22 protein-coding genes are annotated in these 23,630 nt (G+C 73.6%); 8 read left to right on the top strand and 14 right to left on the bottom strand.

Annotated elements, in window-relative coordinates:
• Positions 1–57 precede the first annotated feature (57 nt).
• The 3 genes from FH608_RS13400 to FH608_RS13390 form a co-directional block, all read right to left on the bottom strand.
• Positions 58–684, bottom strand: a complete 627-nt coding sequence (locus tag FH608_RS13400) for a TetR/AcrR family transcriptional regulator (protein ID WP_139630784.1) — start codon at positions 682–684, stop codon at positions 58–60.
• A gap of 140 nt (positions 685–824) precedes the next feature.
• Positions 825–1,712: a lysophospholipid acyltransferase family protein gene (locus tag FH608_RS13395; RefSeq protein WP_139630783.1), complete on the bottom strand. Its 888-nt coding sequence runs from the start codon at positions 1,710–1,712 to the stop codon at positions 825–827.
• A complete protein-coding gene (locus FH608_RS13390; protein ID WP_139630782.1) occupies positions 1,709–2,425 on the bottom strand; it encodes a GNAT family N-acetyltransferase in 717 nt (238 codons plus the stop codon). The genes FH608_RS13395 and FH608_RS13390 overlap by 4 nt, the downstream gene beginning before the upstream one ends.
• 414 nt (positions 2,426–2,839) lie before the next feature.
• On the opposite strand from FH608_RS13390, the gene fusA reads away from it, so the two are divergent.
• Positions 2,840–4,876: an elongation factor G gene (gene fusA / locus FH608_RS13385; protein WP_394367678.1), complete on the top strand. Its 2,037-nt coding sequence runs from the start codon at positions 2,840–2,842 to the stop codon at positions 4,874–4,876.
• 39 nt (positions 4,877–4,915) lie between these two features.
• On the opposite strand, the gene FH608_RS13380 is transcribed toward fusA, so the two are convergent.
• Both FH608_RS13380 and FH608_RS13375 read right to left on the bottom strand, forming a co-directional pair.
• Positions 4,916–5,428 (bottom strand): GNAT family N-acetyltransferase, encoded by a 513-nt coding sequence (locus tag FH608_RS13380; RefSeq protein ID WP_139630781.1) that lies wholly within the window; start codon positions 5,426–5,428, stop codon positions 4,916–4,918.
• A 41-nt stretch (positions 5,429–5,469) separates the two neighbouring features.
• Positions 5,470–6,228: a DeoR/GlpR family DNA-binding transcription regulator gene (locus tag FH608_RS13375; protein ID WP_193318387.1), complete on the bottom strand. Its 759-nt coding sequence runs from the start codon at positions 6,226–6,228 to the stop codon at positions 5,470–5,472.
• Between the two features lie 61 nt (positions 6,229–6,289).
• Between FH608_RS13375 and FH608_RS13370 the strand changes: the two genes are divergently transcribed.
• From FH608_RS13370 to FH608_RS13360, 3 genes are all read left to right on the top strand, one after another.
• Positions 6,290–7,909: an FGGY-family carbohydrate kinase gene (locus FH608_RS13370; protein ID WP_139630779.1), complete on the top strand. Its 1,620-nt coding sequence runs from the start codon at positions 6,290–6,292 to the stop codon at positions 7,907–7,909.
• A complete protein-coding gene (locus tag FH608_RS13365) occupies positions 7,906–8,799 on the top strand; it encodes a hypothetical protein (RefSeq protein ID WP_139630778.1) in 894 nt (297 codons plus the stop codon). The genes FH608_RS13370 and FH608_RS13365 overlap by 4 nt, the downstream gene beginning before the upstream one ends.
• Positions 8,800–8,913: 114 nt before the next feature.
• The gene (locus tag FH608_RS13360; protein ID WP_139630777.1) at positions 8,914–9,600 is read left to right on the top strand and encodes an aspartate/glutamate racemase family protein; all 687 of its coding nucleotides are present in this window, start codon (positions 8,914–8,916) and stop codon (positions 9,598–9,600) included.
• Between the two features lie 139 nt (positions 9,601–9,739).
• Here FH608_RS13360 and FH608_RS13355 read toward each other — a convergent pair whose 3' ends face one another.
• The 5 genes from FH608_RS13355 to FH608_RS13335 all read right to left on the bottom strand — a co-directional run bounded on the left by FH608_RS13355 (position 9,740) and on the right by FH608_RS13335 (position 14,182).
• Entirely contained in the window at positions 9,740–10,699 is a 960-nt protein-coding gene (locus tag FH608_RS13355) for a quinone oxidoreductase family protein (RefSeq protein WP_139630776.1), read from the bottom strand.
• A gap of 196 nt (positions 10,700–10,895) precedes the next feature.
• Positions 10,896–11,255 (bottom strand): hypothetical protein, encoded by a 360-nt coding sequence (locus FH608_RS13350; protein ID WP_139630775.1) that lies wholly within the window; start codon positions 11,253–11,255, stop codon positions 10,896–10,898.
• The gene (locus FH608_RS13345; protein WP_139630774.1) at positions 11,252–12,115 is read right to left on the bottom strand and encodes a DODA-type extradiol aromatic ring-opening family dioxygenase; all 864 of its coding nucleotides are present in this window, start codon (positions 12,113–12,115) and stop codon (positions 11,252–11,254) included. The genes FH608_RS13350 and FH608_RS13345 overlap by 4 nt, the downstream gene beginning before the upstream one ends.
• Complete coding sequence (locus FH608_RS13340) at positions 12,108–12,971, bottom strand: citryl-CoA lyase (RefSeq protein WP_226899433.1); 864 nt, start codon at positions 12,969–12,971, stop codon at positions 12,108–12,110. Before FH608_RS13340 ends, FH608_RS13345 begins: the two co-directional genes overlap by 8 nt.
• Positions 12,968–14,182, bottom strand: coding sequence for a CaiB/BaiF CoA transferase family protein (locus tag FH608_RS13335; protein WP_139630772.1), 1,215 nt, complete (start codon positions 14,180–14,182; stop codon positions 12,968–12,970). The genes FH608_RS13340 and FH608_RS13335 overlap by 4 nt, the downstream gene beginning before the upstream one ends.
• A gap of 189 nt (positions 14,183–14,371) precedes the next feature.
• Here FH608_RS13335 and FH608_RS13330 point away from each other — a divergent pair, with 189 nt between their 5' ends.
• The 3 genes from FH608_RS13330 to FH608_RS13320 all read left to right on the top strand — a co-directional run bounded on the left by FH608_RS13330 (position 14,372) and on the right by FH608_RS13320 (position 18,808).
• A complete protein-coding gene (locus FH608_RS13330) occupies positions 14,372–15,805 on the top strand; it encodes an amidohydrolase family protein (RefSeq protein WP_139630771.1) in 1,434 nt (477 codons plus the stop codon).
• Positions 15,806–15,877: 72 nt separating this feature from the next.
• Complete coding sequence (locus FH608_RS13325; RefSeq protein ID WP_139630770.1) at positions 15,878–16,678, top strand: IclR family transcriptional regulator domain-containing protein; 801 nt, start codon at positions 15,878–15,880, stop codon at positions 16,676–16,678.
• Between the two features lie 87 nt (positions 16,679–16,765).
• A complete protein-coding gene (locus tag FH608_RS13320) occupies positions 16,766–18,808 on the top strand; it encodes a M14 family zinc carboxypeptidase (RefSeq protein WP_226899431.1) in 2,043 nt (680 codons plus the stop codon).
• Positions 18,809–19,040: 232 nt separating this feature from the next.
• Here FH608_RS13320 and FH608_RS13315 read toward each other — a convergent pair whose 3' ends face one another.
• The gene (locus FH608_RS13315) at positions 19,041–19,904 is read right to left on the bottom strand and encodes a class I SAM-dependent methyltransferase (RefSeq protein ID WP_226899429.1); all 864 of its coding nucleotides are present in this window, start codon (positions 19,902–19,904) and stop codon (positions 19,041–19,043) included.
• A gap of 227 nt (positions 19,905–20,131) precedes the next feature.
• On the opposite strand from FH608_RS13315, the gene FH608_RS13310 reads away from it, so the two are divergent.
• Positions 20,132–20,887, top strand: a complete 756-nt coding sequence (locus tag FH608_RS13310) for an SDR family NAD(P)-dependent oxidoreductase (protein ID WP_139630769.1) — start codon at positions 20,132–20,134, stop codon at positions 20,885–20,887.
• 285 nt (positions 20,888–21,172) lie between these two features.
• Here the strand turns inward: FH608_RS13310 and FH608_RS54160 are convergent, their stop codons facing one another.
• The 3 genes from FH608_RS54160 to FH608_RS13295 form a co-directional block, all read right to left on the bottom strand.
• A complete protein-coding gene (locus tag FH608_RS54160; RefSeq protein WP_139630768.1) occupies positions 21,173–21,766 on the bottom strand; it encodes a hypothetical protein in 594 nt (197 codons plus the stop codon).
• 269 nt (positions 21,767–22,035) lie between these two features.
• The gene (locus FH608_RS13300; protein ID WP_139630767.1) at positions 22,036–22,818 is read right to left on the bottom strand and encodes an ABC transporter permease subunit; all 783 of its coding nucleotides are present in this window, start codon (positions 22,816–22,818) and stop codon (positions 22,036–22,038) included.
• Entirely contained in the window at positions 22,815–23,528 is a 714-nt protein-coding gene (locus FH608_RS13295; protein WP_139630766.1) for an ABC transporter ATP-binding protein, read from the bottom strand. Before FH608_RS13295 ends, FH608_RS13300 begins: the two co-directional genes overlap by 4 nt.
• Positions 23,529–23,630: the final 102 nt, after the last annotated feature.

Genomic DNA, 23,630 nt, shown 5'->3' with positions numbered 1-23,630 from the left:
TGCGCCCGGCTCCGGCGCGAGGAGCGCGAACCGCCGACCTGTGCGGAGCCGCCGTGCTCAGCGCTCCGCTTCCCCCAGCGCGGCGAGGAACAGGCCCACGTGCGGGTCCACGTCGAACGGCGGCGGGGGCGCGTCAGCCGACAGCTGGGGCGCGACGAGCAGCACGGTCGTCATGGCGTGCACGACCAGCGGCCCCACGAACATGCGGGCCGCGGCCATCAGGTCCACCTCTCCGATGAGCCGCTCCTTCGCGGCCGCTCCGAGCAGCTCCGTGGTGAGCTGGAACGCCCGCTCCGGCACCGCCCGGCGGAAGATCTCCCCCACGTGGGGCAGCCGCGGCGTCTCGGCGATCACGATGCGCGCCAGCTCGATGTACTCCCGCTCCATGAGCTCGCCGCTCAGCTCGCGGGCCAGCAGGCGCAGCGCGCCCTCCAGCTCCTCCCGCGTCCGCGGCGTGAGGGAGGACGTCGTGCCGAGCTGCCCGGCCGAGATGAGATGTTCCAGCACGTCGGCGAGCACCGCCTCCTTGCTGGGATAGCGCGAGTAGAGCGTCTCCTTCGACACGCCGGCCTCCTTGGCCAGCGCCGCCGTGCTCACGGCCGCGAACCCGTGACGAAGGAACAACGTCCTGGCGGCCTGCCGGATCTGCCGCACCTTCACGTCGTCCCGGCCCTGGACCTCCATCGCACCTCTCCTGTCTGCCCGAACCGAACGGAACGGAACGGTTCGGACCGTACCGGTCAACTGCCCGGTCGAGCAAGCGGAACACCCGGAGCGGTCAGGTGAGAGGGGGCACCGTCATGCGGGTGCCCGGCCAGGAATCGTCAGGCCGGCCGCGGGTGCGGGTGCCGGTCATGGGTGCGGGCGTCTTCCATGCCGGCGCGCACGGTGGTCTCGGCGGTCCTCGCCAGTTCGGTCCTCGCCAGTGCGGCGCGGGCCCGTGACCCCCCGGCCGGGCCAGGCCGTACGGGGCTCAGGAGCGTCATCTCCACGGCCAGGTCGCGGGTGGCGGCCACCCGGAGGAGGGAGGCGAGCAGCGAGTCGTCGCCGACGTAGCAGGCGCGGGTCGAGGTCGCCGTCCCCTCGCGGTAGCGCAGCACGGCCGGGCGGACCGCGGCGCCCGCGTCGACGGCCGCCTGGAACACGGCCGGGCGGAAATGCCCCATCCCGCGTCCGCACCACGTGGTGCCCTCGGGGAAGGCGATCACCGTGTCACCCGCCCTGAGCGCGTCCGCGACCGCGGCGACGGCCGACGGCAGCGCCGACAGCCGTTCCCGGTCGATGAACAGCGCCCCGGAGCCCGCCGCGAGGGTCCGGATGACCGGCCACTCACCGATCTCCCGCTTGGCGAGCGGCCGCGAGGGCACGGTGGCCGCGACGACCAGCGGGTCCAGCCAGGAGACGTGGTTGGCCACGACGAGCGCGCCGCCCGCCCGCCCGTGCGCCTGCTCCTCGTCCCCGGTGAGTCGGATCGTGACGCCGAGAGCGCGTACGAGCATCCGTGCCCACGTCATGGTCAGCGGCGCCCGCCAGGACGCGCGTACCCGTCCCGCGAAGGACATCGGCACCCCCGCCGCCAGCACCAGGACCGCCATGGCCAGCCGGGCGGCCAGGCGCGCGGTCCCGGCGGCCGCGGCCGGGGCGCTCACACAGGCGTCGGTGCTGCAGGGGCCGAGGGGCCGCCACGGGTTCACGGCCTCGACGGCGCTCACAGCGGCTCTCCGAGGAAGTGCCGCAGGTAGCGGGTGTTCACGTTCGCCATCGAGAGGAGCACGAAGAAGTCGGCGGTGCCGAAGTCCGGGTCGTACGCGGGCGCCCCGCACACCCATGCCCCCAGCCGCAGGTAGCCGCGCAGGAGGGCGGGCGGCACGAACCGGTCGGCGGGCGACGCGCTCGCGGGACGCCAGGGCGTGCGCGGCGTGACCCGGTGCTCCTCCGGGCCGAGCGGCACCCGCTCCACCACGGCGGCGGCCAGCGCGCCCCCGTCGTCGAGCGGCACCGAGCAGCAGCCCGCCAGCCACCGGTGGCCGCCGGAGATCATGTAGCGGGCGATGCCGGCCCACATCAGCGCGACCACCGCGCCGCCCCGGTGTTCGGGGTGTACGCAGGTACGGCCCGCCTCGACCAGGTCCTTCCTGATCGGCGCGAGGGCGCCCAGGTCGAACTCGGCGTCGGCGTAGAGGCGGTCGGCGCGTCCCGGGGGAAGCAGCCGGTAGGTGCCGACGACCTCGCGGCCGTCACGGACGAGGAGATGGTCGCAGTAGGCGTCGAACCGGTCGGCGTCGAGGCCGGAGACCGGGCTGTCGAGCCGCGCCCCCATCTCGCCGGCGAAGACGGCGTGCCGGAGCCGCTGGGCGGCCTGGACGTCGGCGGGGCCGGTGGCCATGCCGACCGTGTACCGCCCGGTGTCAAGAGTGATCGTCATGGGCGCGTGTCCTTCCCTCAACGGGTCCCGCGCCTATGTCGACATGCCGACATGACGCCCGTGTCTCTCATCGGGGGCACGCAGGCGACCGCGTGGTGAACCTCACCCGCGTCCGGCAAATCGCTTTGCCACACGCGTCCGATTCATTACACTCGCCAATGATCGTCGACGAGGGAGAGGAGACCGGCCATGCGTCAGAGCACCGCCGCCGTCGTCCTCCCGTCGCGTTTCGAGGTGATCCTGGTGTCTCCGTCGTCCCGGTGCCGGCTGCGCGGCCGCCACTGGACGACGCCCTGACGCACGTCTGACCCGCTTTCCCGGGCCGTCTCGTCGGGGAAATCGCGCCGTCCCCTTTTCCTGAACGCCCCGGAAGGGTCATGGACCGTGCGTACCAACCTCTCGAACCTGTCGAACCTGTCGAAACGCGCTGAACCGCTGGCAGTCGTGCGCAACCTCGGCATCCTCGCCCACGTCGACGCCGGCAAGACCACCGTCACGGAGCGCATGCTCTACCTCGCCGGCGCCACGTACAAGCGCGGCGAGGTGCACGACGGCACGACCGTCACCGACTTCGACCAGCAGGAGCGCGAGCGCGGCATCACGATCTTCGCCGCCGCGGTGAGCTGCTCCTGGGACGGCCACCGCGTCAACCTGATCGACACCCCCGGCCACGTCGACTTCTCCGACGAGGTGGAGCGCTCGCTGCGGGTGCTCGACGGCGCGATCGCGGTGTTCGACGCCGTCGCCGGGGTCGAGCCGCAGAGCGAGTCCGTGTGGCGGCGGGCCGACCGGTACGGCGTGCCGCGCATCGCGTTCGTCAACAAGCTGGACCGGGCCGGCGCCGACCTGGACGCGGCGGTCGAGTCGATCCGCCGGCGACTGCACAGGGCGCCGCTGGTGGTCCAGCTGCCGATCGGGCGCGAGGACGCCTTCGCCGGCGTCGTCGACCTGGTCCGCATGCGGGCGCTCGTCTGGACGGCCGACGGCTGCCAGGAAGGACCGGTGCCGGACGACCTGCTGGAGGAGGCGCGGCGGCGGCGCCGGCTGCTGGAGGAGTCGGTGGCCGAGTTGCACGCGGAGGCGCTGGAGGAGTTCTGCGCGCGGCCGTCGGTCTCGGACGGCACGCTGGCCGCCGCGCTGCGCGACCTGACCCGCAGCGGTGCGGGGCTGGTGGTGCTGTGCGGCTCGGCGTACCGGAATCGCGGGATCGAGCCGCTGCTCGACGCCGTGGTGGCCTACCTGCCGTCGCCGCTGGACGTGCCCGCGGTGCGCGGCGAGGACGGCGAGGAGCGGGCCGCCGACCCGGACGGGCCGCTGGCGGCGCTGGCCTTCAAGGTGAACGCGACGGCCACCGGGCGGCTGACGTACGTGCGGGTGTACTCCGGCACGATGCGCAAGGGCGACACCGTGCTGGACACCGGCACGGGCCGCACCGAGCGGGTCAGCCGCATCCTGCGTGTCCAGGCCGACCGGCACACCGAGGTGGACCGGGCGGCGGCCGGCGACATCGTCGCGGTGGTCGGGCTGAAGTCGGCCCGCACCGGGACGACCCTGTGCGCGCCCGGCGCGCCGCTGGTCCTGGAGCCGCCGAGCGCCACCGAGCCGGTGGTGTCCGTGGCGGTCGAGGCGCGCCAGAGCACCGACACCGACCGGCTGGCGTCGGCGCTGGCGCGGCTGGCCGAGGAGGATCCGTCGCTGGCCGTCCGTACGGACGCCGAGACCGGGCAGACGCTGCTGTCCGGGATGGGCGAGCTGCACCTGGAGGTCGCGGCGGAGAAGCTCCGGCGCGACCACGGGCTGGCGGTCTCCGTGGGCCGCCCGCAGGTGGCGCACCGGGAGACGGTCGTGCGGGGCGTGTCCGGGCTGCTGTACCGGCACGTCAAGCAGGACGGCGGCGCCGGCCAGTTCGCCCACGTCGTGCTGGACGTGGCACCCCTGGACGGCGGGCCGGACGGCGCGCTGGACGGCGGGGGCTTCGAGTTCCGCTCGACGGTGGTCGGCGGCCGGGTGCCGCGCGAGTACGTACGGGCGGTTGAGGCCGGCTGCCGTGACGCCCTGGCCGCCGGGCCGCTCGGCGGGCACCCGGTGACCGGCCTGCGGGTCACGCTGACCGACGGGGCCACCCACCCGAAGGACTCGTCGGACCTGGCGTTCCGCACGGCCGGGCGGCTCGGGCTGCGCGAGGCGCTGCGGGCCTGCGCGATGGAGCTGCTCGAACCGGTGGTGGAGGTCACGGTCACCGTGCCCGACGACGCGGCCGGCGGCGTGCTGGGCGACCTGGCGGCCCGGCGCGGCCGCGTCTCGGGCTCGGCCGCGCGGGGCGGCACGGTGGTGATCACCGCCGTGGTCCCGCTGGCCGAGGTGTTCGGGTACGCGACGCAGCTGCGCAGCCGTACGAAGGGCCGTGGCACGTTCACCACCAGGCCCGCCGGGTACGCGCCGGCACGGTGACCCGGCGGCCCCGCCCCACGCGGGCGGGGCCGCCCCCGGTCATTCGTCCGGCGCGCTCGCCTCGAAGGAGATCCACACGTCCGGCGGGATGCCGGGCCGGCCGGGCACCGGCCGGCGCTCCTCGCTCCAGGCGGTTCCCGCGATCTCGGTGGCCACACGCCGCCAGAAGGCCACCGCGCCGGGGTTGGCGTCCTGGAAGGCCACCTCCCACGGACCGGGGTGCCGGGCGACGATCTCCTTGACGGCGCGCAGGCCGATGCCGGTCCTGCGCGCTCCCCGTACCACGAAGAAGCTGTTCAGCACGCGGACCGGGCCGTCCAGTCCGCGCACGAACGCCAGCCCTGCGGGGTGGCCGTCGCTGGTGAGGAGGTACGGCGCCCAGCCGGCGTCGTGGAAGGCCGAGTGCAGCCGCTCGCTCCTGAACGTGCCGTCGGGGCGGGGCAGCTGACTCTGGAATTCGGACATGTCATGACGGAACATCAGCCACAGGCGTTCCATGGTGCTCTGGTCGGCGGCGGTGGCGGGCCGCACCAGGAGATGATCGTTAGGCATGAAAAAAGCCTCCGCGGGGCAGAAGCTGTGAAGGTAGTTTATCAGCCGATCTCCACCTGAACCCCCGCGAACCCCTCCGGCACGGCGTCGGTCACCAGCCGCTCGACCGCGTCCCACCCGCACACCCGGATCGGGGCGCTCAGCCCGAACTTGCGCGCGTCGCCGACCACGATCGTCCGGCGCGCGACGGCGATGAGCCGGCGCTTGGTCTCGGCCTCGTACGGGGTGGCGCCGTAGACGCCCGAGCCGTCGAGCGCCGTGGCGGCCAGGAACAGGGTGCGCACGCTCACGTTCTCCAGGGCCGCCAGCGTTTCCGGGCCGCCGAAGGAGCGGGTGTCCCTGCCGTACTGGCCGCCGACGCCGATGAGCGTGACCTCCGGCCGGGGAGCGAGGACGGCGATGGCGGGCAGCGAGTGGGTGATCACGGTGAGGCCGGCGTCGGCGGGCAGCAGCTTGGCGATCTCCAGCGTGGTGGTGCCCGAGTCGAGCGCCACGGCGGTGCCCGGCTCGACGTGGCGCACGGCCGCGGCGGCGATGGCCCCCTTCGCGTCCGACGCCTGGGCGGAGCGGTCGGTGAACGGCGTGGCCGCCGCCGGGCCGGTCGCCGCGGCCCCGCCGCGTACCGCCCTGACCAGGCCGTCGCCGGCCAGCCTGCGCAGGTCCCGCCGGACGGTGTTGGCGGAGACGCCGAGCTCGGCGACCAGGTCGGTGGCGGCGACGTACCCGTCGAGCTCGATCCTGCGCAGGATCGCGGCGCGGCGGTCCGGGGCGTCCGAGTACCGCTGACCCGTGTCCTTCATATGACCATAATGCTCCATAAGTTGGCGTTTTTCTGCCATCTTTTGGATTTATAGTGACAACATGAGGTTGCTGGCCGGGGTGGACGTGGGGACCACCCACGTCAAGGTGGGCTTCTTCGACGAGGGGGGCGGCTGCGTGGCGTCCGTGCGCCGGGCGACCCCGCGCGAGCTGCCCGCCCTCGTCGCCGCCGTGACGCGCGGGCTCGGCGAGTGCGCCGAGCGGGCCGGGCGCGGGCCCGAGGCGATCGGGATCGCGGGCATGGCCGAGACCGGCGTGCCCCTGGACGCGGCCGGCCGCCCGCTGACGCCGCTGCTGTGGTGGAACGACCCGCGCGCCGCCGCCGAGGCCGCCACGCTGGGGCGCGACGCCGAGGCCCTGTACGCGCTGACCGGCCGCCGCGCCGACCCCAAGGCGCCGCTGGCCAAATGGCTGTGGCTGCAGGCCCACGCGCCGGAGGTGCCGGCCGCGATGCGGTGGTGGGCGCACGTGCCGGACGCCGTCGCGTACGCGCTCACGGGGCGGCTGCGCACGCACGAGACGCTGGCCGCCCGCACGCTCGCCTACGACGTGGCGGCCGGGGACTACGACGCCGACCTGCTCGCGCTGGCCGGGCTCCGTCCCGCGGCGCTGCCCCGCCCGGCCGGGGCGGTGGAACCGGTCGGGCCGCTGACGGCGCCGGTGAGCGGGGTGGCCCTCGGCGTCCCCGTCGTGATCGCCGGGCACGACCACGCGGTCGGGGCGTGGGCGGCCGGTGTGCGGCGTCCCGGGGACGTGGCCGACTCCTTGGGGACGGCGGAGGCGGTGATGGTCATGTCGGACTCCCGGCCGGAGCCGCGTACGGGGCTGGCCCTCGGCATCACGACCGACCCGTCCCTGGACGGCGCCCGCGCCGTGGTGGTGGGCGGGCTCCCCACCAGCGGCGCCATGGTCGACTGGCTCCTCGCCCTGCCCCCGGACCCACCCCTCCCGGCCGAACTCACCTCTCAGCCCGGCGGGGATGGCGATCCCGCGGGCGCCCAGGCCGGGCCTTCCGGCGCCGATGGGGGTTCCACCGGCGACAGCGTGCGACCGTCAGGCGACCGAGCCGGGCGGGGCGGCGAGGGCGGGTACGGCGCACTGCCGGGGTTGCTGGCCGAGGTGCGGCTGCCGACGGGGATCCTCGTGGAGCCGTACCTGCGGGGCCGGGTCGCGCCCGCGCCCGACCCCGGCCGCCGCGTGACGGTGTCGGGCTTCGGGCCCGGGCACACCAGGGGCGACCTGCTGGCCGCCGCCATCGAGGGCACCTGCCTGCACGCGCGCTGGATGCTGGACGAGCTCACCGCCGTCACCGGCACCACGCCCGAGCGCCTGGTGGTGCTCGGCGGTCAGGTCAGGATCCCGCTGTGGATGCGCGTCAAGGCGGCGGTCTCGCCCGTACCGGTCGAGGTGGTGCGGTCGAGGGACGCGGTGTGCGCCGGTGCGGCGCTGATCGCCGGGCAGGCCGGGGGTTCCCTCGACGACGTCCCCCTGCTCCCCCGCGAGCACCGCCCGCCCGACCCCGGCCTCGCCTCCGCCTACCTCCCCCTGTACGAGCGCTTCGTGGCCACGGCCCGCGCGCCCGGCCGGCACGCCCCACCCACATCCACCCGCGGATCCACCCGCACATCCCCAGAACACGGCACCGGATCGGAGCATTCATGACCACCCCGCAGACCACCGCCCCCACGCTCGACCTGCTGGCCCGCCCGTCCGGCGGGTTCGCCATGGTGGCGATGGACCAGCGTGAGAGCCTCAGGCAGATGTTCGCGGCGGCGACCGGCGAGCGCGTGGGCGATGAGACGCTGACCGGGTTCAAACTGGAGGTGGCGCGGGAGGTCGGGCCGCACGCGTCGGGGTTCCTGATCGACCAGGACTACGGGTTCGCCCAGGTGGCCGGTGCCGGCATGGTCACGGGCGGGTTGATCGTCGCCATCGACGCCCTCGTGCAGGACCCCGACGGTCCCGTCGAGGACACCGCCATCGACGAGCGCGTCGACCTGGCCGCCGCCCGCGAGGCCGGCGCCGTGGCCGCCAAGCTGCTGCTGATCTGGCGCGACGACGAGCACCGGGCGCGGCGGCTGGAGCTCGCCGCCGACTTCGTACGGCGCTGCGCCGCCGCGGGAGTGCTGTCCGTGCTGGAGGGCGTCGCCAAGCCCCCGGCCGGAGCCACCGGCCCCTTCGACGGGCCCGCCGCGATCCGCGAGGCCGCGCGGGAGCTGGCCGAGCTGCGGCCCAGCCTGTACAAGGCGCAGGTGCCGCTCGGCGGCGCGGCGCCCGAGGAGCGGCTCGTGGAGGAGTGCGCGCGGCTGGACGAGGTCATCCCGGTGCCGTGGGTGGTGCTCTCCCAGGGCGTCGAACGGGACGACTTCCCCGCCGCCGTACGGGCCGCCTGCCGGGCGGGCGCGTCCGGCATGCTGGCCGGCCGGGCGATCTGGAGTGACGTGGTCGGCTCCGGGGACGTGGCCGCCGAGCTGCGCGCCCGCTCCGTGCCCCGGCTGCGGGACCTGGCCTCCATCGTCGACACGTACGCCCGCCCGTGGAACGCCCGATGAACCCGTCCCCCACCTGGCCTCGGCGCGCCCCCGCGCACCCCACCAGGGCGTGCCGCGGCACCGCACAGTGGCGTGCCCGATGAAGCCACCCCGCATCTCAGCTTGGAGTGCCCGATGAAGATCGCCATGCTGCACACCGTTCCCGCGCTGGCCGGGCCGCTGGGCGAGCTGGCCGCCGAGGTACGGCCGGACGCGCCGGTCGTGCACTTCGCCGACGAGACCCTGCTCCAGGACACCATCGCCGCCGGCGGCCCGCCGCCGCACGTGATGCGCAGGGTGGTGTCGTACGCCGCCTTCGCCAAGGAGTCGGGCGCCGGGGTGCTGCTGGTCACGTGCTCGTCCATCGGCGAGGTGGCCGAGCAGGCGCGCCCGTTCGCCGAGCTGCCGATCCTGCGGATCGACGAGCCCATGGCCGAGCAGGCCGTACGCGCGGGCGGCCGGATCGGCGTGCTGGCCACCCTCGCCACCACGCTCGGCCCCACCACCAGAGCCGTCGAACGGGCGGCGGCCCGCCTGCGGGAGCCGCGGGCGGTGGTCCCGCACCTGTGCGAGGGCGCGTTCGAAGCGCTGCGCGCCGGCGACGCGGCCCGCCACGACGCGCTGGTCGCCGACGGGTTCCGCGCGCTGGCGGGGCAGGTGGACGTGGTGGTGCTGGCCCAGGCGTCGATGGCGCGCGTGGTGGAGAAGGTGGGCGGGGACGTGCCGGTGCTGTCCTCGCCGCGCTCGGGGGTGGCCCAGCTCGCCCACGCACCGAACGACCCGACCGGCGCCGAGCCCACTGACCGGGTGGAGGCCGGCTGACACCCCTCTGGTGGGGTGGGCACCGGCAGACGGCTCCAGATGGGTGGGCACCGGCAGATGGCCCCCAATCCGGCGGGCACCGGCTGACGGCCTCGTCGATCGCGTGGGTCGGGTGGCCGACGTGACGGCCTGGGGATGCTCAGGCGGAGACCTGCAGCACGATGCGGCCCTCCGCCGTACCCTCCGCCTGCCGGCGCCAGGCCGGCGCCGCGTCCTCCAGCGGCATGACCTCGTGCGCCACCGCCAGCCGCCCCAGCGCCGCCTGTTCGGCGATCAGCGTGACGGCGGCGGCGCGCTGCTCCTTCGTCAGCTCGTTGTTGGTGTACCCGAGCACCCGCAGCGACCGGCTACGCAGCGTGGCGGAGTCGAGGGGGCACGTCTCGGAGGCGGCGCTGCCGAGGTTGACGAGCCTGCCTCCGGCCCGGAGGGTGCGCGCCGCCGCGGCGGCCGGGGCGCCGAAGAGCGGGTCGAGCACCAGATCCGCCGGGCCGTCGCAGGCGGCCGAGAGCCGGGCGACGAGGACGGCCACGTCATCGGTGTCAAGCGCGACCACCGCGTCGGCGCCCGCCCGTTCGGCGCGTTCCCGTGCCCGGGGCGAGCGGGCGGCGGCGACGACCCTGCGCGCGCCGGCGAGGCGGGCGAGCTGGACGGCCGCCTGCCCCACCACGCCCCCGGCGCCGAGCACGATCACCTGTTCACCGGCGGTCAGCTCGCCGCGCCAGGTCAGCGCCATGTGGGCGGCCACGGCCGACAGCCCGAGCGCGGCGACGGCGAGCGGGGCGGCGCCGGCGGGCAGCTCCACGAGGTCCTCTGTCGGCACCGCGGCCAGTTCGGCCATGCTCCCGTCGCCTGGCGCCATCCCGGCCGAGGAGGGGAACCACACGGGTGTCCCGTCGGCGGTCCCGACGCCCTGCACTCCGGGTACGTACGGGACGGCGGGCGTGCCGAAGTAGGAGGTGCCGCCCGCGCACAGCAGGTCCAGCGGGGTGATGGGGGCCGCGAGGACGCGTACCAGGGTCTGTCCGGGACCGGCCGCCGGCGCGTCGACGTCCCCGACCACCGGCGGCCGCCCGCACACCTCGATCCGCGCCGCCCGCATCACGCCACCTCCACCGATCCTCGCTCGCCCGTCTTGATCCCGTCCGCGCCGATCACGCCGCCGCCTCCCCGTCCAAGCCCATCACGCCGCCGCGTTTCCGTTCGCGCACATCACGCCGTCCCCGCCGGCGGACATGCACCCACCATGATCCCAGCCGGGCGGCGCCGTCGCATGCGCTCCGTCCCGGCCGGGCGGGTCATGTGGCGATGTCCGGGTACGGCAGCCGCGCGTGCGCCAGCCGCCGCGCGTACTCCGTCTGGAAGCCCAGCGGCGGGTGGTCGCGCTCGAACATCGCGATGAACAGCGTCAGCGTGAGGAACGGGTGCGCCCCCAGCTCGAACAGCTTCGGGTAGTCGTGCGCGGCCAGCGCCTCCCGCTCGGTGTCGTCGAAGCGCAGCCACGTCGACGACTCGCCGGAGTGGCAGCCGAGGATGCGGTTGGCGTACTCGGACTCCCACCATTCGACGGTGGCCCGCGGCTCCTCGCGGTAGCGCTCGACGAGCTCGGGATCGCGGTCGACGGTGAACAGGAATTTGTTGAGCAGATACTTGCTCACGAAGCACCTCCGTCGGGGTACCAGGTGAAGTACGCCTCCATGGTGTGGAACAGGTCGTAGGTGTCGACGTAGTCGGCCTTGCGGCCCTCGCCGGCCACCCCCATCATCAGCATGAAGTCCATGAACCCGTGGGTGGCGTTGCCCGGCAGGTGCAGGCTGTCGAGGGTGACCTCCGACAGGCAGCCCTCGATGTCGCCGGTGGAGATCCACTCGACGGCCTTGCGGTCGAACTCCGGGTCGGGGCCGTGCGGCCCGAACTGGCGCGGGCCCCCGAGCTCCAGCGACAGGTGCCCGGTGCCGATGACCGCCACCCGCCGGTCGGACGGCCACGACTCCACCAGCTGCCTGATCGTCCGCCCCAGCTGCACGAACCGCTGGGGGCGGGGCAGCGGCGGGGCGAAGATGTTGGTGTAGACGGGCACGATGGGCAGGTCGTTCTGCGGGCGCAGGGTGATGATCGGGCAGGTGATCGAGTGGTCGATCCGCAGCTCGTTGGAGAAGGCCAGGTCGAAGCCCGCGTCCAGGCCCTCGCGCAGGATGTACGCCGACAGGTCCTCCTGCCCCTTGATCAGCATCCTGGGCAGGCCGAACTCCCGTTCCTCGTTGTAGAAGTTGGCGTCGTAGAAGGGCGCCTTGCCGACGAGGAACTGCGGCAGGTTGTCGAGCCACAGCTGGTGGAAGTGGTCGGAGCCGACCATCACCAGCACGTCGGGCCGCGCCCTGGTCAGGGTCTCCCTGAACGCCTCCACCTTGCGCACCCACTCGTCCGCGAACGGCGGGCGGTCCTCGCCGGTGGAGGTGCTGGCCCGGTAGTAGAAGGGGTGGTGGGTGGATGCGATGACCGCGACGAGTTCAGCCATACCTACCTCCGTGGGCTCCGTGGCTCCCGTTGGTCTTCGTGGTGTCCGTGGGGACATAGGGCTCGGGCGGGACGGGGCGGTTGTTGAGGTCCACCGACAGGAAGATGTCGTTGGCCACGGGACGGCGCAGCTCCTCGGCGAGCTGCCCGATCAGCCCGGCCGTCCTGGCGAGCAACGCGAACCCGCGCAGCAGCTCCAGCGGCAGCCCCAGGTCGGCGAGGGCCGCGCCGCAGACGCCGGCCCCGTTGAGCGGCAGCCTGCGGCCCAGGACCTGCGGGTGCACGCGGCCGACGGCGGCGAAGAGCGACAGGTGCGGCCCGAACACGCCCTCCTCGGCGGCGATCTGGAACAACCGCGCCGTCCGGGGGTCGCCGTCCTTGTGCACGTGGTGCCCGAGGCCGGGGATCAGCTCGCCCGCCGCCCGCCGGGCGCGTACGGTCTCCAGCGCGAGGGCGTCCCACCCCGCGTCGTCGCCCGGCAGGTGGTCGCGCGTACGCAGGACGTCGTGGAGGAAGCGGCCGCAGTCCTCGGTGACGCCGAGGAAGCGGGAGCCGCCACCGAGCAGCCCGGCGGCCAGCGCGCCCTGGACGGAGTCGGGTGCCGACAGGTACGTCAGCCGGGTCACGATGGCGGTGGGCGTGAACCCGTGGTCGGCCAGCGCGGCCAGCACGGCCTCGAACACCCGTGCCTCGCCGGGCGAGGGGCGGCGCTGGGCCGCCAGCCAGAAGGCCAGCTCCCCGAAGCCCACCTCGCCCATGACGTCGGCGGCGAGGTCGTGCCCGAGCAGGGTGATCGACGTCGGCGAGGACGCCCCCAGCGCGGTCGGGTAGTCCTGCCCGGATCCAGGTTCTGTCACGGCCGCTCGCCTCCCTCGCGGTCGCTCCCCCGGCTCTTCGCGTCCGCCGCTCCCCCGGACGGCACCGGCGCGGCGAGCCATTCGCGCAGCTCCGCGCCGTGCTCGTCCAGCTCGGGCGGCGGCAGCGCGTACCCGGCGGGCGTCTCCGAGAACCGGATCGGGTGCCGCGTCGTCGGCACCGCCCGCTCCCCCTCCCCCACCACGACGACGGGTTCCAGCCCGAACCGCTCGGCCACCGCGAACCCGCCGTCGATCGTGTTGATCGGCCCGCACGGCACGCCCGCCGCCACCAGCAGGTCGAACCACTCGTCGGCCGGCCGCGTGACGAGCCGCTCCACGAGGATCGGCCGCAGCTCCTCGCGCCGCGCCGTCCTGTCGGCGTTGCGGGCGAAGCGCGGGTCGCCGGCCACCTCGGGGATGCCGAGCACCTCGCACAGCTTCCTGAACTGCCCGTCGTTGGCGGCGGCGACGATGAGCTGGTGGTCGGCGGTCGGCAGCGGCTCGTACGGGAACACGCTCGGGTGCGCGTTGCCCATCCGGTACGGCACCACGCCCCCGGCGACGTACGCGGAGCTCTGGTTGACCAGCCCGGTCAGCGCCGACGACAGCAGGTTCACCTCGACGTGCTGCCCCCGCCCTGTCGCCTCCCGGTGCCGGAGCGCGGCGAGGACGCCGATGGCGGCGTGGTTGCCCGCCATCACGTCGAACACCGAGATCCCGGCCCGGTACGGCGGCCCGTCCGGGTCGCCGGTGAGGCTCATCAGCCCCGACATGGCCTGCACCATCAGGTCATACCCGGGCACGCGCGCCCCCGCCCCCGATCCGAACCCGCTGATCGAGGTGTAGACGACGCCCGGGTTGGCGGCCCGCACGGACTCGTAGTCCAGCCCGTACTTGGCGAGCCCGCCCGGCCGGAAGTTCTCCACCAGCACGTCCGCGCGCCTGGCCAGCTCCCTGGCCGCCGCCGCGTCGTCCTGGTCGCGCAGGTCGAGCGCGATCGAGCGCTTGCCCCGGTTGACGCCGAGGTAGTACGTGGACACCTCGCCCCTGGCGGGCGGCGTCCACGAGCGGGTGTCGTCCCCGCCCGGCGACTCGACCTTGATCACCTCGGCCCCCAGGTCCGCCAGCAGCATCGTGGCGTACGGCCCGGCCAGCACCCTCGAGAAGTCGGCCACCAGCACGCCCGACAGCGGCCCTTCAGGCACGATCACGCTCCCCTTCCCCCACGTTTGTTCCGTCCTTCCCCGCGTCCGTTCAACGGACGAATGTCCGCAATAGCTCCGATCCCAGCACCAAAGCCGCGCCGCGTCAACCGCTTGACAGCGAGGCCGCCACTCATCACAGTGGCGATGACCGTATAGCGGACAGTTGGCCGCGAAGGCCGCGCGAAGGAGCGTGCCATGAACGAGTTCGAGGCCGGACGGCCCGTGGTGCTGCGCGGCGGCACCGTGCTGCCGATGACCGGCAGGCGGGTCCTCCCCGGGACGGACGTCCTGGTCGTCGGCGACAGGATCGCCGCCGTCGGCCCCGAGCTGGAGGCGCCGCAGGACGCGGTGACGATCGACGCGTCCGGCGGCATCGTCATGCCGGGCATGATCGACACGCACCGCCACATGTGGCAGACCGCGATGCGCGGCTACGGCGCCGACTGGACCCTCACCCAGTACTTCGTCTGGTTCTACCTGGAGCACGGCAAGCTGTTCAGGCCCGAGGACATCCACGCGGGCAACACCCTGGCCGCCATCGAGGCGCTCGACGCCGGGGTCACCACCGTCGTGGACTGGTCGCACGGCCTGCGCACCCCCGACCACGCCGACGCCGCCGCCGACGCGCTGGAGTCGGTGCCCGGCCGGTACGTGCTCGCGTACGGCAACATCCAGCAGCCGCCCGCCGAGTGGACGGGCGCGCCCGAGTTCCGCGACTTCGTCCGCAGGCGGATCACCGGCGGCGACATGCTCGGCTTCCAGATCGCCTTCGACGTGCTCGGCGACCCGGCCTTCCCGGAGCGGCCCGCGTTCGAGGTGGCCCGCGAGCTCGGCGTCGCCGTCACCACGCACGCCGGCGTGTGGGGCGCCACCAGCGACGACGGCATCAAGCTCATGTACGAGAACGGCTTCATGACCCCCGGCACGATCTACGTGCACGCCGCCTCGCTGTCGGCCGACTCCTACCACCGCATCGCGGCCACCGGCGGCTCCGTGTCGGTATCGACGGAGAGCGAGCAGAGCGCGGGCCAGGGCTACCCGCCCACCTGGGCGATCCGCGCCCACGGCATCCCGGTGTCGCTGTCCATGGACACCAGCGTGTGGTGGAGCGGCGACCTGTTCTCCGCCATGCGCACCACGCTCGGCGCCGACCGCTCGCGCGAGCACCTGGAGGCGCACGCCAAGGGCGAGACCGTCACGCACTGCGCGCTCCGCTCCGACCAGGTCGTCGAATGGGCCACCCTGGGCGGCGCCCGCGCGCTCGGCCGCGACGACCTGGGCGCGATCGAGCCGGGCAGGAAGGCCGACCTCGTGCTCATCAAGAACGACCTGTCGCCGGTGTCGTTCCCGCTGCTCAACCCGTTCGGCCACGTCGCCTTCCAGGCGCAGCGGGGCGACGTGCACACCGTCCTGGTCGACGGGCGTGTGGTCAAGCACGAGCACCGCCTGCTCGGCGTCGACCTGGCCGCGGCCCGGCGCGAGGTGGAGAGCACGGTCGAGTACCTGCGCTCGGAGATGGGGGACGAGGCGTGGGAGCAGGGCATGAACCCGGACGTTCCCGAGGCGAAGGTCCTCGACAACCCGTACACCTACACCGACTACCGCAGCGACGCCACCCACCGCCTCTGAACCGGGCCGCTGTGCGGACGGCCGACCGTCTAAAGTCGGACGGGAACGTTTCCCAGCGAGGCGAGGGCGTACATGGCACGCGGTGACACCGGACCCGACTTCATCGAGGCGCTGGCCCGCGGCCTCGACGTCATCAGGGCCTTCCAGCCGGGGCGCCCGGTCATGTCGCTGACCGAGGTGGCGACGGCCGCCGGCCTGGCCCGGCCGACGGCCCGCCGCATCCTGCTCACCCTCCAGGAGCTGGGGTACGCCAGGGCCGAGCAGGGCGGGTTCGCGCTCACGCCCCGGGTGCTGGAGCTCGGCGTCACGTACGTGCGCTCGATGGGGTTGTGGGAGGTGGCCAGGCCGCACCTGGAGCGCCTGGTCATGCGGACGCGCGAGTCGTCCTCGATCGCCCAGCTCGACGGCTCCGACATCGTGTACGTCGCCAGGGTCGCGGTGCCCAAGATCGTGGCCCTTCAGGTGCAGATCGGCACCCGGTTCCCGGCACTGCCGACGTCCCTGGGCAAGGTGCTGCTGGCCGCGCTGCCACCGGCCGAGGTCGAGCGGGTGCTGGCCGAGCCGGGCCGCTCGGGCATCGAGCCGAGGTGGCGCCCCGACGCCAAGGAGCGCGAGGCGGTGCTGCGCGCGGTCCGCGCGAAGGGGTGGGCGGCCACGGACGAGCAGCTGGCGCCGGGCATCCGCTCGGTGGCGGCGCCGCTCAGGGACGGGCTCGGCAACGTCATCGCGGCCGTCAACGTCAACGCCCACGCCGCCGAGACCTCCATGGAGAAGCTGACCGAGGAGTACCTCCCGCTGCTGCTGCAGACGGCGGGCGCGATCAGCGCCGACTGGGCGCTGTACGACGCCGTCCCCCACGTCACCGCTTCCTGAAGCCGAGCTGTGAATCCGATTCGGGTCTTGCCAGTTTGATCAGGTCGGCTTTGAATCATGCCCATACGCGTGATCCAGGAGGGGCCGATGCGTGGCTTACGGGCGTCCGCTGTCGTTCTGCTGATGGTCTCGACGGCCTTGACGGCCGTCTCCACGAACGCCGGGCCGGCCGCGCCGGCAGTGGCGGGGCCGGCCGACCCGGAGCCGGCCTCACTCGTCACCCTGTCCGTGCCGGACCGCGCGGCGATGGAACGGCTGACCGCCGCCGGCGCCGACCTGACCGAACGGGTCCGGCCCCAGCCGGACGGCAGCGTCCAGGTGGACGCGGTCGTCACGCCGGGCCAGCTCGCGGCCTACCGCTCGCTCGGCGCGAGCCTCGCCTCGGAGGCGCCGCCGCAGGCGCGGGCGAAGGCGACGGCGGCCAAGGACCGGATCGTCATCGAGCGGGCGGTCTGGTTCAAGTCACGCGACGGGTACTTCCTGTCGGTGGAGGCGTCCAGCAGCGCCGGCGAGCCGGCCACGCTCACCGTCGCGTGGAAGGGCAGGCGCGGCTCGAAGGGGCAGGCGCCGATGGTCGCGTACGTGGACGCGGGCGCGTACCTGGGCCACCAGCTCAGCACCCCGGTGCCGGCCGGCGACCGGCCGCAGTGGGTCACCGTCACCTCGGCGGGCGGCGGACAGGCCGACGCGAGGGTCAAGGAGTGGCCCGACGGCGAGCGGCCGGACCGCACCGGGCGTGGCTACCAGAAGGACTTCGTCACCCAGTACATGCCGCCCGCGCAGCTCAACGAGCGGATCAAGGCGCTGCACGAGCGGTATCCGGAGCTCACCGAGCTGATCACGCTGCCGTACCCGACGAACGGCTACCGGCGCCACGCCCAGGCCCTGATCGGCACGCCGCCCGCGGCCGCGATCGTCGTCACCTCCGACGCCTACGGCTCCGAAGGCGGCAACGACCTGGCCGTCGAGCTGGCCGACCCGGGCGCGCCCGGCCGGGCGCTGCAGGTCGCCGTGGAGGGCAAGACCATCGCGGTCTCCCTGGCCACCGACGGCTCGGGCGCGCCGGTCAGCACCGCCGCCGAGGTGGCCGCCGCGATCAACGCCACGGCGGGCACGGGGGTCAAGGCGACCACATACCGCACGGACGCGGGCGGCGGCGTCATGGCGCCCGCCCCGCGCACCGAGCTCAGCGACTTCCTCAGCGCGCCGGCGAGCGTGCCCAGGGCGCCCGCGCAGGTGCTGGCGCTGCGCATCGGCGCGCACCGCGACGGCTCGCGCACCGGCGTGCTCGCCTACGCCCAGGAGCACGCCCGCGAGTGGGTGACGCCCCTGGTCGTCGTCGAGGCGGCCGAGCGGCTGCTGCGCAACCACTCCCGCGACAAGGCCACCCGCCGGCTGCTAGAGCGCACCGACGTGTTCATCGTGCCGACCGTCAACCCCGACGGCGCGAACTACAGCTTCTACGACTTCAACTCCCAGCGGAAGAACATGACGAACCACTGCCCGCCGCAGCAGTCCGACCCGGCGCTGCGCAACACCTGGGGCGTGGACGTCAACCGCAACTACGCGGTGGGCTCGCTGTCGGACGGGTACTTCGGGGCCTCGGCCAACTGCCAGAGCGGCACGTACGCGGGGCCCGCCGAGCACTCGGAGCCGGAGAGCCGCAACGTGATGTGGCTGGCCGACACGTACGACAACATCCGGTTCGCGATGAACGTGCACAGCTACGGCGGCTACTTCATGTGGCCTCCCGGGGCGTACAAGCTGGACGGGCGCGTCACCCTGCCGAGGCCGTCGGCCGAGGAGGAGGCGTACTTCCTGCGCTCGGCCCGCACGATCGAGGAGGCCATCGCCGCCGAGCGCGGCACCGTCACCTGGCCGCAGCAGACGGGCCCGGTCACGGACGTGCTCTACTCGGCCTCCGGGAACTCGGCCGACGAGCTCTGGTACGAGCACGGCGTGTACGGCTGGGACTTCGAGGTGGGGTCCGACGTGTGGAACGCCGAGACGGGCCGGTGGGAGGGCGTGGGCTTCCAGCCGCCGTTCGAGGAGGGGCACGCCGAGGCCATGGAGTTCGCCTCGGGGCTGATCTCGCTGATCGGGGTGGCCGCCGACTACCGCGAGCGCTGACGGAGGCGGCCGGACTCGGGGTGTCGAGGGACGCGGACACCGGCGCGCTGCGGGCGCCGGCGGGCGCGGGCGCGCGGTCACGCGCCCGCGCCTGGCGTTCACCCGGCACCCCGTTCGACCGTCACCCGTTCGACCGTCACCCGTTCAACGGGCGCCCGTTGAGTCGACACCCGTTCAGCGGGCGTCCGTGACAACGGCGCCCGTTCAGCCGAGTCCGTGACGGCGGCCCAGGTCAGGCGGCGCCCGTGACGACGGCTCTGGTCAGGCGGCACAGGTCGGCCGGGCGCAGGCCGTCGGAGCGCTCCCACAGCGCCGGATCGACGCAGTCGGCTTGCCGTACGTGCTCGGCCGCCTCCAGTCCGTGCTGCTTGAGCAGGGCCGACAGGTCGTCGGGGGTGAAGAGGGAGAGCCAGGGCTCGCCGCGCTCGGCGGCGGCGGGCAGGATGAGCTCGCCGGACGCGCGGCCCCGCTCGTCGCGCAGGTCCGGCGGCAGGCCGTACTCCATGATCAGCTCGCTTCCGGGGGCGAGGCGCCCGACGGCGGCGAGCGTCGCGGCGATGGCCTCCGGCGTGAGGTACATGGCCACGCCGAGCCAGCTCACCAGAGCGGGCCTGCCGGGATCGAAGCCCGCCGCGCTCAGCGCGTCCATCAGGTCGCCGGACTCGAAGTCCACCGGCACGAAGGCCAGGTTCTCCGGCTGCGCGAGGCCGGCCGCCGCCGCGAGGTCGCGTTTCCACTGCTGGGTGGCGGGGTGGTCCACCTCGAAGACGCGCGGCGGGCGGCCCGGGTCCGAGCGGTAGGCGAAGGTGTCGAGCCCGGCGCCCAGCACCACGTACTGGTCGAGGCCGCCGGCGGCCAGCTCGGCCAGGCGGCGCTCGGCGTAGTGGCTGCGCGCGGTGACCTGGGCACGCGCGCTGGACAGCACCAGGTGGTCGCCGTGCGTGCGGTGGTAGCCCAGCGGCTCGGCCGCATGGTCGCCGAGCAGCGTCGAGGCCACGGTGTCGCGGAAGACGAACGGCTCGTCGTCGACGAGGAGATGCGCCGCGCGGGCGGCGGCGGCCATGAGCGCGGTCAGGCTGGGCTGCGCTTCGTGCATGGAGGGCCGTTCCTTTCTCGGGTACGGGGAACGGCGATTATTAAACGCATTTTCCAGCCCTATAACAAACAGCATAACATAAAGAAATAAATTTGCGGTCACGGACTTATCAATACGGAATATCCGCGTTTCATCGCGATCAATCCTCAGATTGGACTTGCTGGTCCATTTTTGGCTCGGCATCCTGAACCAGCGACATCGAGCACGTCCATCTAGGGGGAATCATCATGTCCGCACGTCTGCAGGGGCGTACCGCTCTCGTCACCGGCTCCACCGGCGGCATCGGCGAGGCCGTCGCCCGCGCGCTGGCCGCCGAGGGCGCCCACGTCGTGGTCAGCGGCCGCGACACCGCCCGCGGCGAGAAGGTCGTCGCGTCCATCGCCGAGCGGGGCGGGCAAGCCACGTTCGTCCAGGCGGACCTCGCCGACGGCCTGCCCGCCGTCACCGCGCTGGCCGCCGCCGCGCACCGGCTGGCCGGCGGCCCGCTGGACATCCTGGTCAACAACGCGGCGATGCTGATCGAGCCCCGGCCGACGGCCGAGGTGGAAGAGGACCTCATCGACCGGGCCCTGGCCGTCAACATCAAGGCCGCCTTCCTGCTCACCGGCCTCGTGGCCCCCGCCATGGCGGAAAGGGGCAGCGGCGCCGTCATCAACATGGGCTCCATCAACGGGCTGTTCGGGCTGGGCGGCTCCGCCCTCTACAGCACCACGAAGGCCGCCGTCCACTCGCTGACCAAGTCCTGGGCCGACGAGTACGGGCCGTCGGGCGTGCGGGTCAACACGGTGGCGCCGGGGCCCACGTTCACGGACAAGATCGCCGCGATGGCGGACTACCTGGCGCCCATGATCGCCGCCATCCCGTCCCGCCGGCCCAGCACGCCGGAGGAGGTGGCCGCGGCGGTGGTGTTCCTGGCCGGCGACGACGCCGCCAACATCCACGGCGCCACCCTCTCCGTGGACGGCGGCCGGGCCGCCGTCTGACCCCACCGCGCCGCCGAGCTACCCGACCGCAGGAGTCCGGAGCGCCAAGCGTCCGCAGCGCCAGGCCCTCCGAGCACCGGACGTCCCGAGCGCTCGACCTCCCAAGCGCTCGACGTCCTGAGCGTCACGCGCCCCGGCACCAGACGCCCCGAGCGCCAGACGTCCCGAGCGCAGGTGCCTGACGCCGGGCGTCCGGCGGGGAGGCTCGGCGACGGTGGCGGGCACGCGAAAAGGCGCCCCTGCTCAGGAGCGCCTTCCGGAGTTCGCTCCGGGTCTGTCGCGGGGTCAGTTGGCGGGAAGCTTCACCGACACCGGCTTGACGATGGGGTGGCTGTCCTTCTCGGCCCAGGCGCCGGTGGAGAAGGCGACCGGGTAGCTCTTCTTGCCGACCCCGTCACCCCACCTGGTGATGACATAGTCGATCTTGATGTGGCCCTCGCCGTCGACGCCGTCCACACCCAGGGTGTCGGGGTTGAACCGGCCGCCGGTCAGCTCGGCGAACGTCTTGGCGTCCAGGTCGAGCATCACGCCGCGGCTGGAGGGGTCGCCCGGACCGCGGTCGCCGACGAAGAAGGGCATCTTCTTCCCCTTGTAGATGACGTAACCCTCGGTCATGAGGGGCCAGCTCGGGCTGGCGGCGAGGCCCTTCTGCATCGGCTTGCCGGCCGCGGGCAGGCCCGTGTCGCCGGCCCGGCCCGAGGAGTCGTCCCAGAAGTACGACGCGGTGGTCGAGCCGTGAAGCATGACCCTCTGGGCGGTCACGGCCTTCTGGGTGGTGCTGCCGGCGTCGGCGTCAGCGTGCGCCGCGGTCGAGCCGACGGTGAGAGCCGTCAGCGCGGAGGCGGTGAGCATGGCGAAAGAGCGCAGGCGAGCAGACATAAGTAAAGTTGGTCCTTTGTTCGGGGACGGGGGCGTGTGCGCTCATGGACGCACGTAGCCGGGCATCGCGCCATTCGGTCGCTACGTGGAGCGCTCGGGAATCCTTCGGATGGGACTCTGAGCCCGGGCGAGTGGTACCTTCCCGTGGGTCTCACGGGTAAGGTCCAGGTCACTCGTCGGTTACGCGATCCACCTTACGTGCAAGAAAAGGACAAACGCAAACGTAACCCCATGAACCGGACAAAGATCTACGCTGGCAGGTAAAAGGTTCAGTTGATGTCCTTCCTGCACACGCGCAGAGCCCCGACGGTCACGGGGACGGCGATCCAGACGAGCACCGACACGGCCAGCCGGGCGGCCCCGCCGCCGGTCATGCCGCCACCCGTCAGCAGGTTGGTGGTGGTGTTGAGGTCGAGCCAGCCCGCCAGCTCCTCCCCCGCGCCGCCCAGCCCGCGGACGGCGCTCCACGCCATGGGCGAGGCCAGGTAGATCACGATCGCGGCGGGCGCGTTCAGCAGCAGCATGCCCAGGGCCTGGCCCTGGGCGGTGCAGATCACCAGCACGGCCACCCAGCCCAGGACCGTGCCGGGCGCCACGTCCCAGTCGGCGGGCACGCCCCGCACGGCGGCCACGGCGGCCGTCACCGGCAGCGCGAGCAGCAGGGCGAGGGCGCCGGCCAGCACGGCGACGGCGAGCGGCGGCAGGAACTTGGCCGCCAGCACCCGGCCCCGCCGGGGTTCGAGCACGAACGTGGTCAGCGCGGTGCGGTGGCTCCACTCGCCGGTCACGGTGAGGATGGCGAGGACGGGCAGCAGGATGCCGAGCACGATGCCGGCGGTCCCCGCAAGGGTGAAGAAGTGCGGACCCGCGACGAAACCGCGGGCCACCACGGAGCCGGGGCCGAAGACCACCAGGATCGCGGTGAGGATCATGCCGGTGCGGGTGTCGAAGAGCTTGCGGGCCTCGGCCCGTACGAGGGTCGCGAAGGACCGGCCCCCGGCCCGCCGCGAGGAGAGGGCGCCCGAGGAGAGCGCGGTGGTGGTGTCGGTCATGAGGCGCTCCTGTCGGCGGCGGCGGTCAGTTCGAGGAAGGTCTGTTCGAGGCCGCGGCCCCGGCTCAGCTCGGCGACGGCGCCCTGCGCCAGCACCCGGCCGCGCCCGATCATCACGACGTGGTCGGCCACCTGCTCCACCTCGTGCAGCAGGTGGGAGCTGAGCAGCACCGCGCATCCCTGCTCCGCCAGGTCGCGCAGCAGCCCGCGCATCCACTGGATGCCCTGCGGGTCGAGGCCGTTGACGGGCTCGTCCAGGATGAGCGCCCGGGGCCGGCCGAGCAGGGCGTGGCCGATGCCGAGCCGCTGCCGCATGCCCAGGGAGTAGCCGCCCACGGCCCGCCGGCCCTCCTTGCCGGTCAGCCCGACCAGCTCAAGGATCTCGTCCACGCGTGCCCTGGGCAGGCCGAGGAGCATCGCGCCCAAGGTCAGGACCTCCCGCCCGCTGCGGCCCGGATGGTGCGCCGCGGCGTCGAGCAGCGTGCCGACCTCGAACCCCGGCCGCTCCAGCTCGGCGTAGGGGCGCCCGAGCACGGTCGCCGTGCCGGAGGTCGCCCGGGAGAGCCCGGCGAGAATGCGCAGGGCGGTCGACTTGCCCGCTCCGTTGGGCCCGACGAAACCCGTCACGGTGCCCGGCCGCACGGTGAACGTCACGTCGTCGAGCGCCTTCACCTTCTTGTACGACTTGCTGACGTGCTGAAATTCGATCACCGTCCAAGTTCATCGGAAACCGCCCCGGCCCTCATCGGACCTGGGTCGATCCTCGCCCGCGCCCGGTCCAGCCCTGTCGCCGCGGATGTAGACCCGGGTCGG

The organism is Nonomuraea phyllanthi (assembly GCF_006334985.2).
GTDB classification, from domain to species: domain Bacteria; phylum Actinomycetota; class Actinomycetes; order Streptosporangiales; family Streptosporangiaceae; genus Nonomuraea; species Nonomuraea phyllanthi.
The sequence above is the reverse complement of the archived record's forward strand: the minus strand, read 5'-3'. Positions and strand labels throughout refer to the sequence as shown.

Bases quoted from the DNA above. Each gene is read 5' to 3' on its own strand.
- FH608_RS13330 (WP_139630771.1), top strand. From the start codon at position 14,372: ATGAACGAGTTCGAGGCCGGACGGCCCGTGGTGCTGCGCGGCGGCACC.
- FH608_RS13345 (WP_139630774.1), bottom strand. From the start codon at position 12,115: ATGGCTGAACTCGTCGCGGTCATCGCATCCACCCACCACCCCTTCTAC.
- FH608_RS54160 (WP_139630768.1), bottom strand. From the start codon at position 21,766: ATGTCTGCTCGCCTGCGCTCTTTCGCCATGCTCACCGCCTCCGCGCTG.
- FH608_RS13300 (WP_139630767.1), bottom strand. From the start codon at position 22,818: ATGACCGACACCACCACCGCGCTCTCCTCGGGCGCCCTCTCCTCGCGG.
- FH608_RS13310 (WP_139630769.1), top strand. From the start codon at position 20,132: ATGTCCGCACGTCTGCAGGGGCGTACCGCTCTCGTCACCGGCTCCACC.
- FH608_RS13355 (WP_139630776.1), bottom strand. From the start codon at position 10,699: ATGCGGGCGGCGCGGATCGAGGTGTGCGGGCGGCCGCCGGTGGTCGGG.
- FH608_RS13380 (WP_139630781.1), bottom strand. From the start codon at position 5,428: ATGCCTAACGATCATCTCCTGGTGCGGCCCGCCACCGCCGCCGACCAG.
- FH608_RS13365 (WP_139630778.1), top strand. From the start codon at position 7,906: ATGACCACCCCGCAGACCACCGCCCCCACGCTCGACCTGCTGGCCCGC.
- FH608_RS13360 (WP_139630777.1), top strand. From the start codon at position 8,914: ATGAAGATCGCCATGCTGCACACCGTTCCCGCGCTGGCCGGGCCGCTG.
- FH608_RS13325 (WP_139630770.1), top strand. From the start codon at position 15,878: ATGGCACGCGGTGACACCGGACCCGACTTCATCGAGGCGCTGGCCCGC.
- FH608_RS13315 (WP_226899429.1), bottom strand. From the start codon at position 19,904: ATGCACGAAGCGCAGCCCAGCCTGACCGCGCTCATGGCCGCCGCCGCC.
- FH608_RS13400 (WP_139630784.1), bottom strand. From the start codon at position 684: ATGGAGGTCCAGGGCCGGGACGACGTGAAGGTGCGGCAGATCCGGCAG.
- FH608_RS13375 (WP_193318387.1), bottom strand. From the start codon at position 6,228: ATGAAGGACACGGGTCAGCGGTACTCGGACGCCCCGGACCGCCGCGCC.
- FH608_RS13320 (WP_226899431.1), top strand. From the start codon at position 16,766: ATGCGTGGCTTACGGGCGTCCGCTGTCGTTCTGCTGATGGTCTCGACG.
- FH608_RS13370 (WP_139630779.1), top strand. From the start codon at position 6,290: ATGAGGTTGCTGGCCGGGGTGGACGTGGGGACCACCCACGTCAAGGTG.
- FH608_RS13390 (WP_139630782.1), bottom strand. From the start codon at position 2,425: ATGACGATCACTCTTGACACCGGGCGGTACACGGTCGGCATGGCCACC.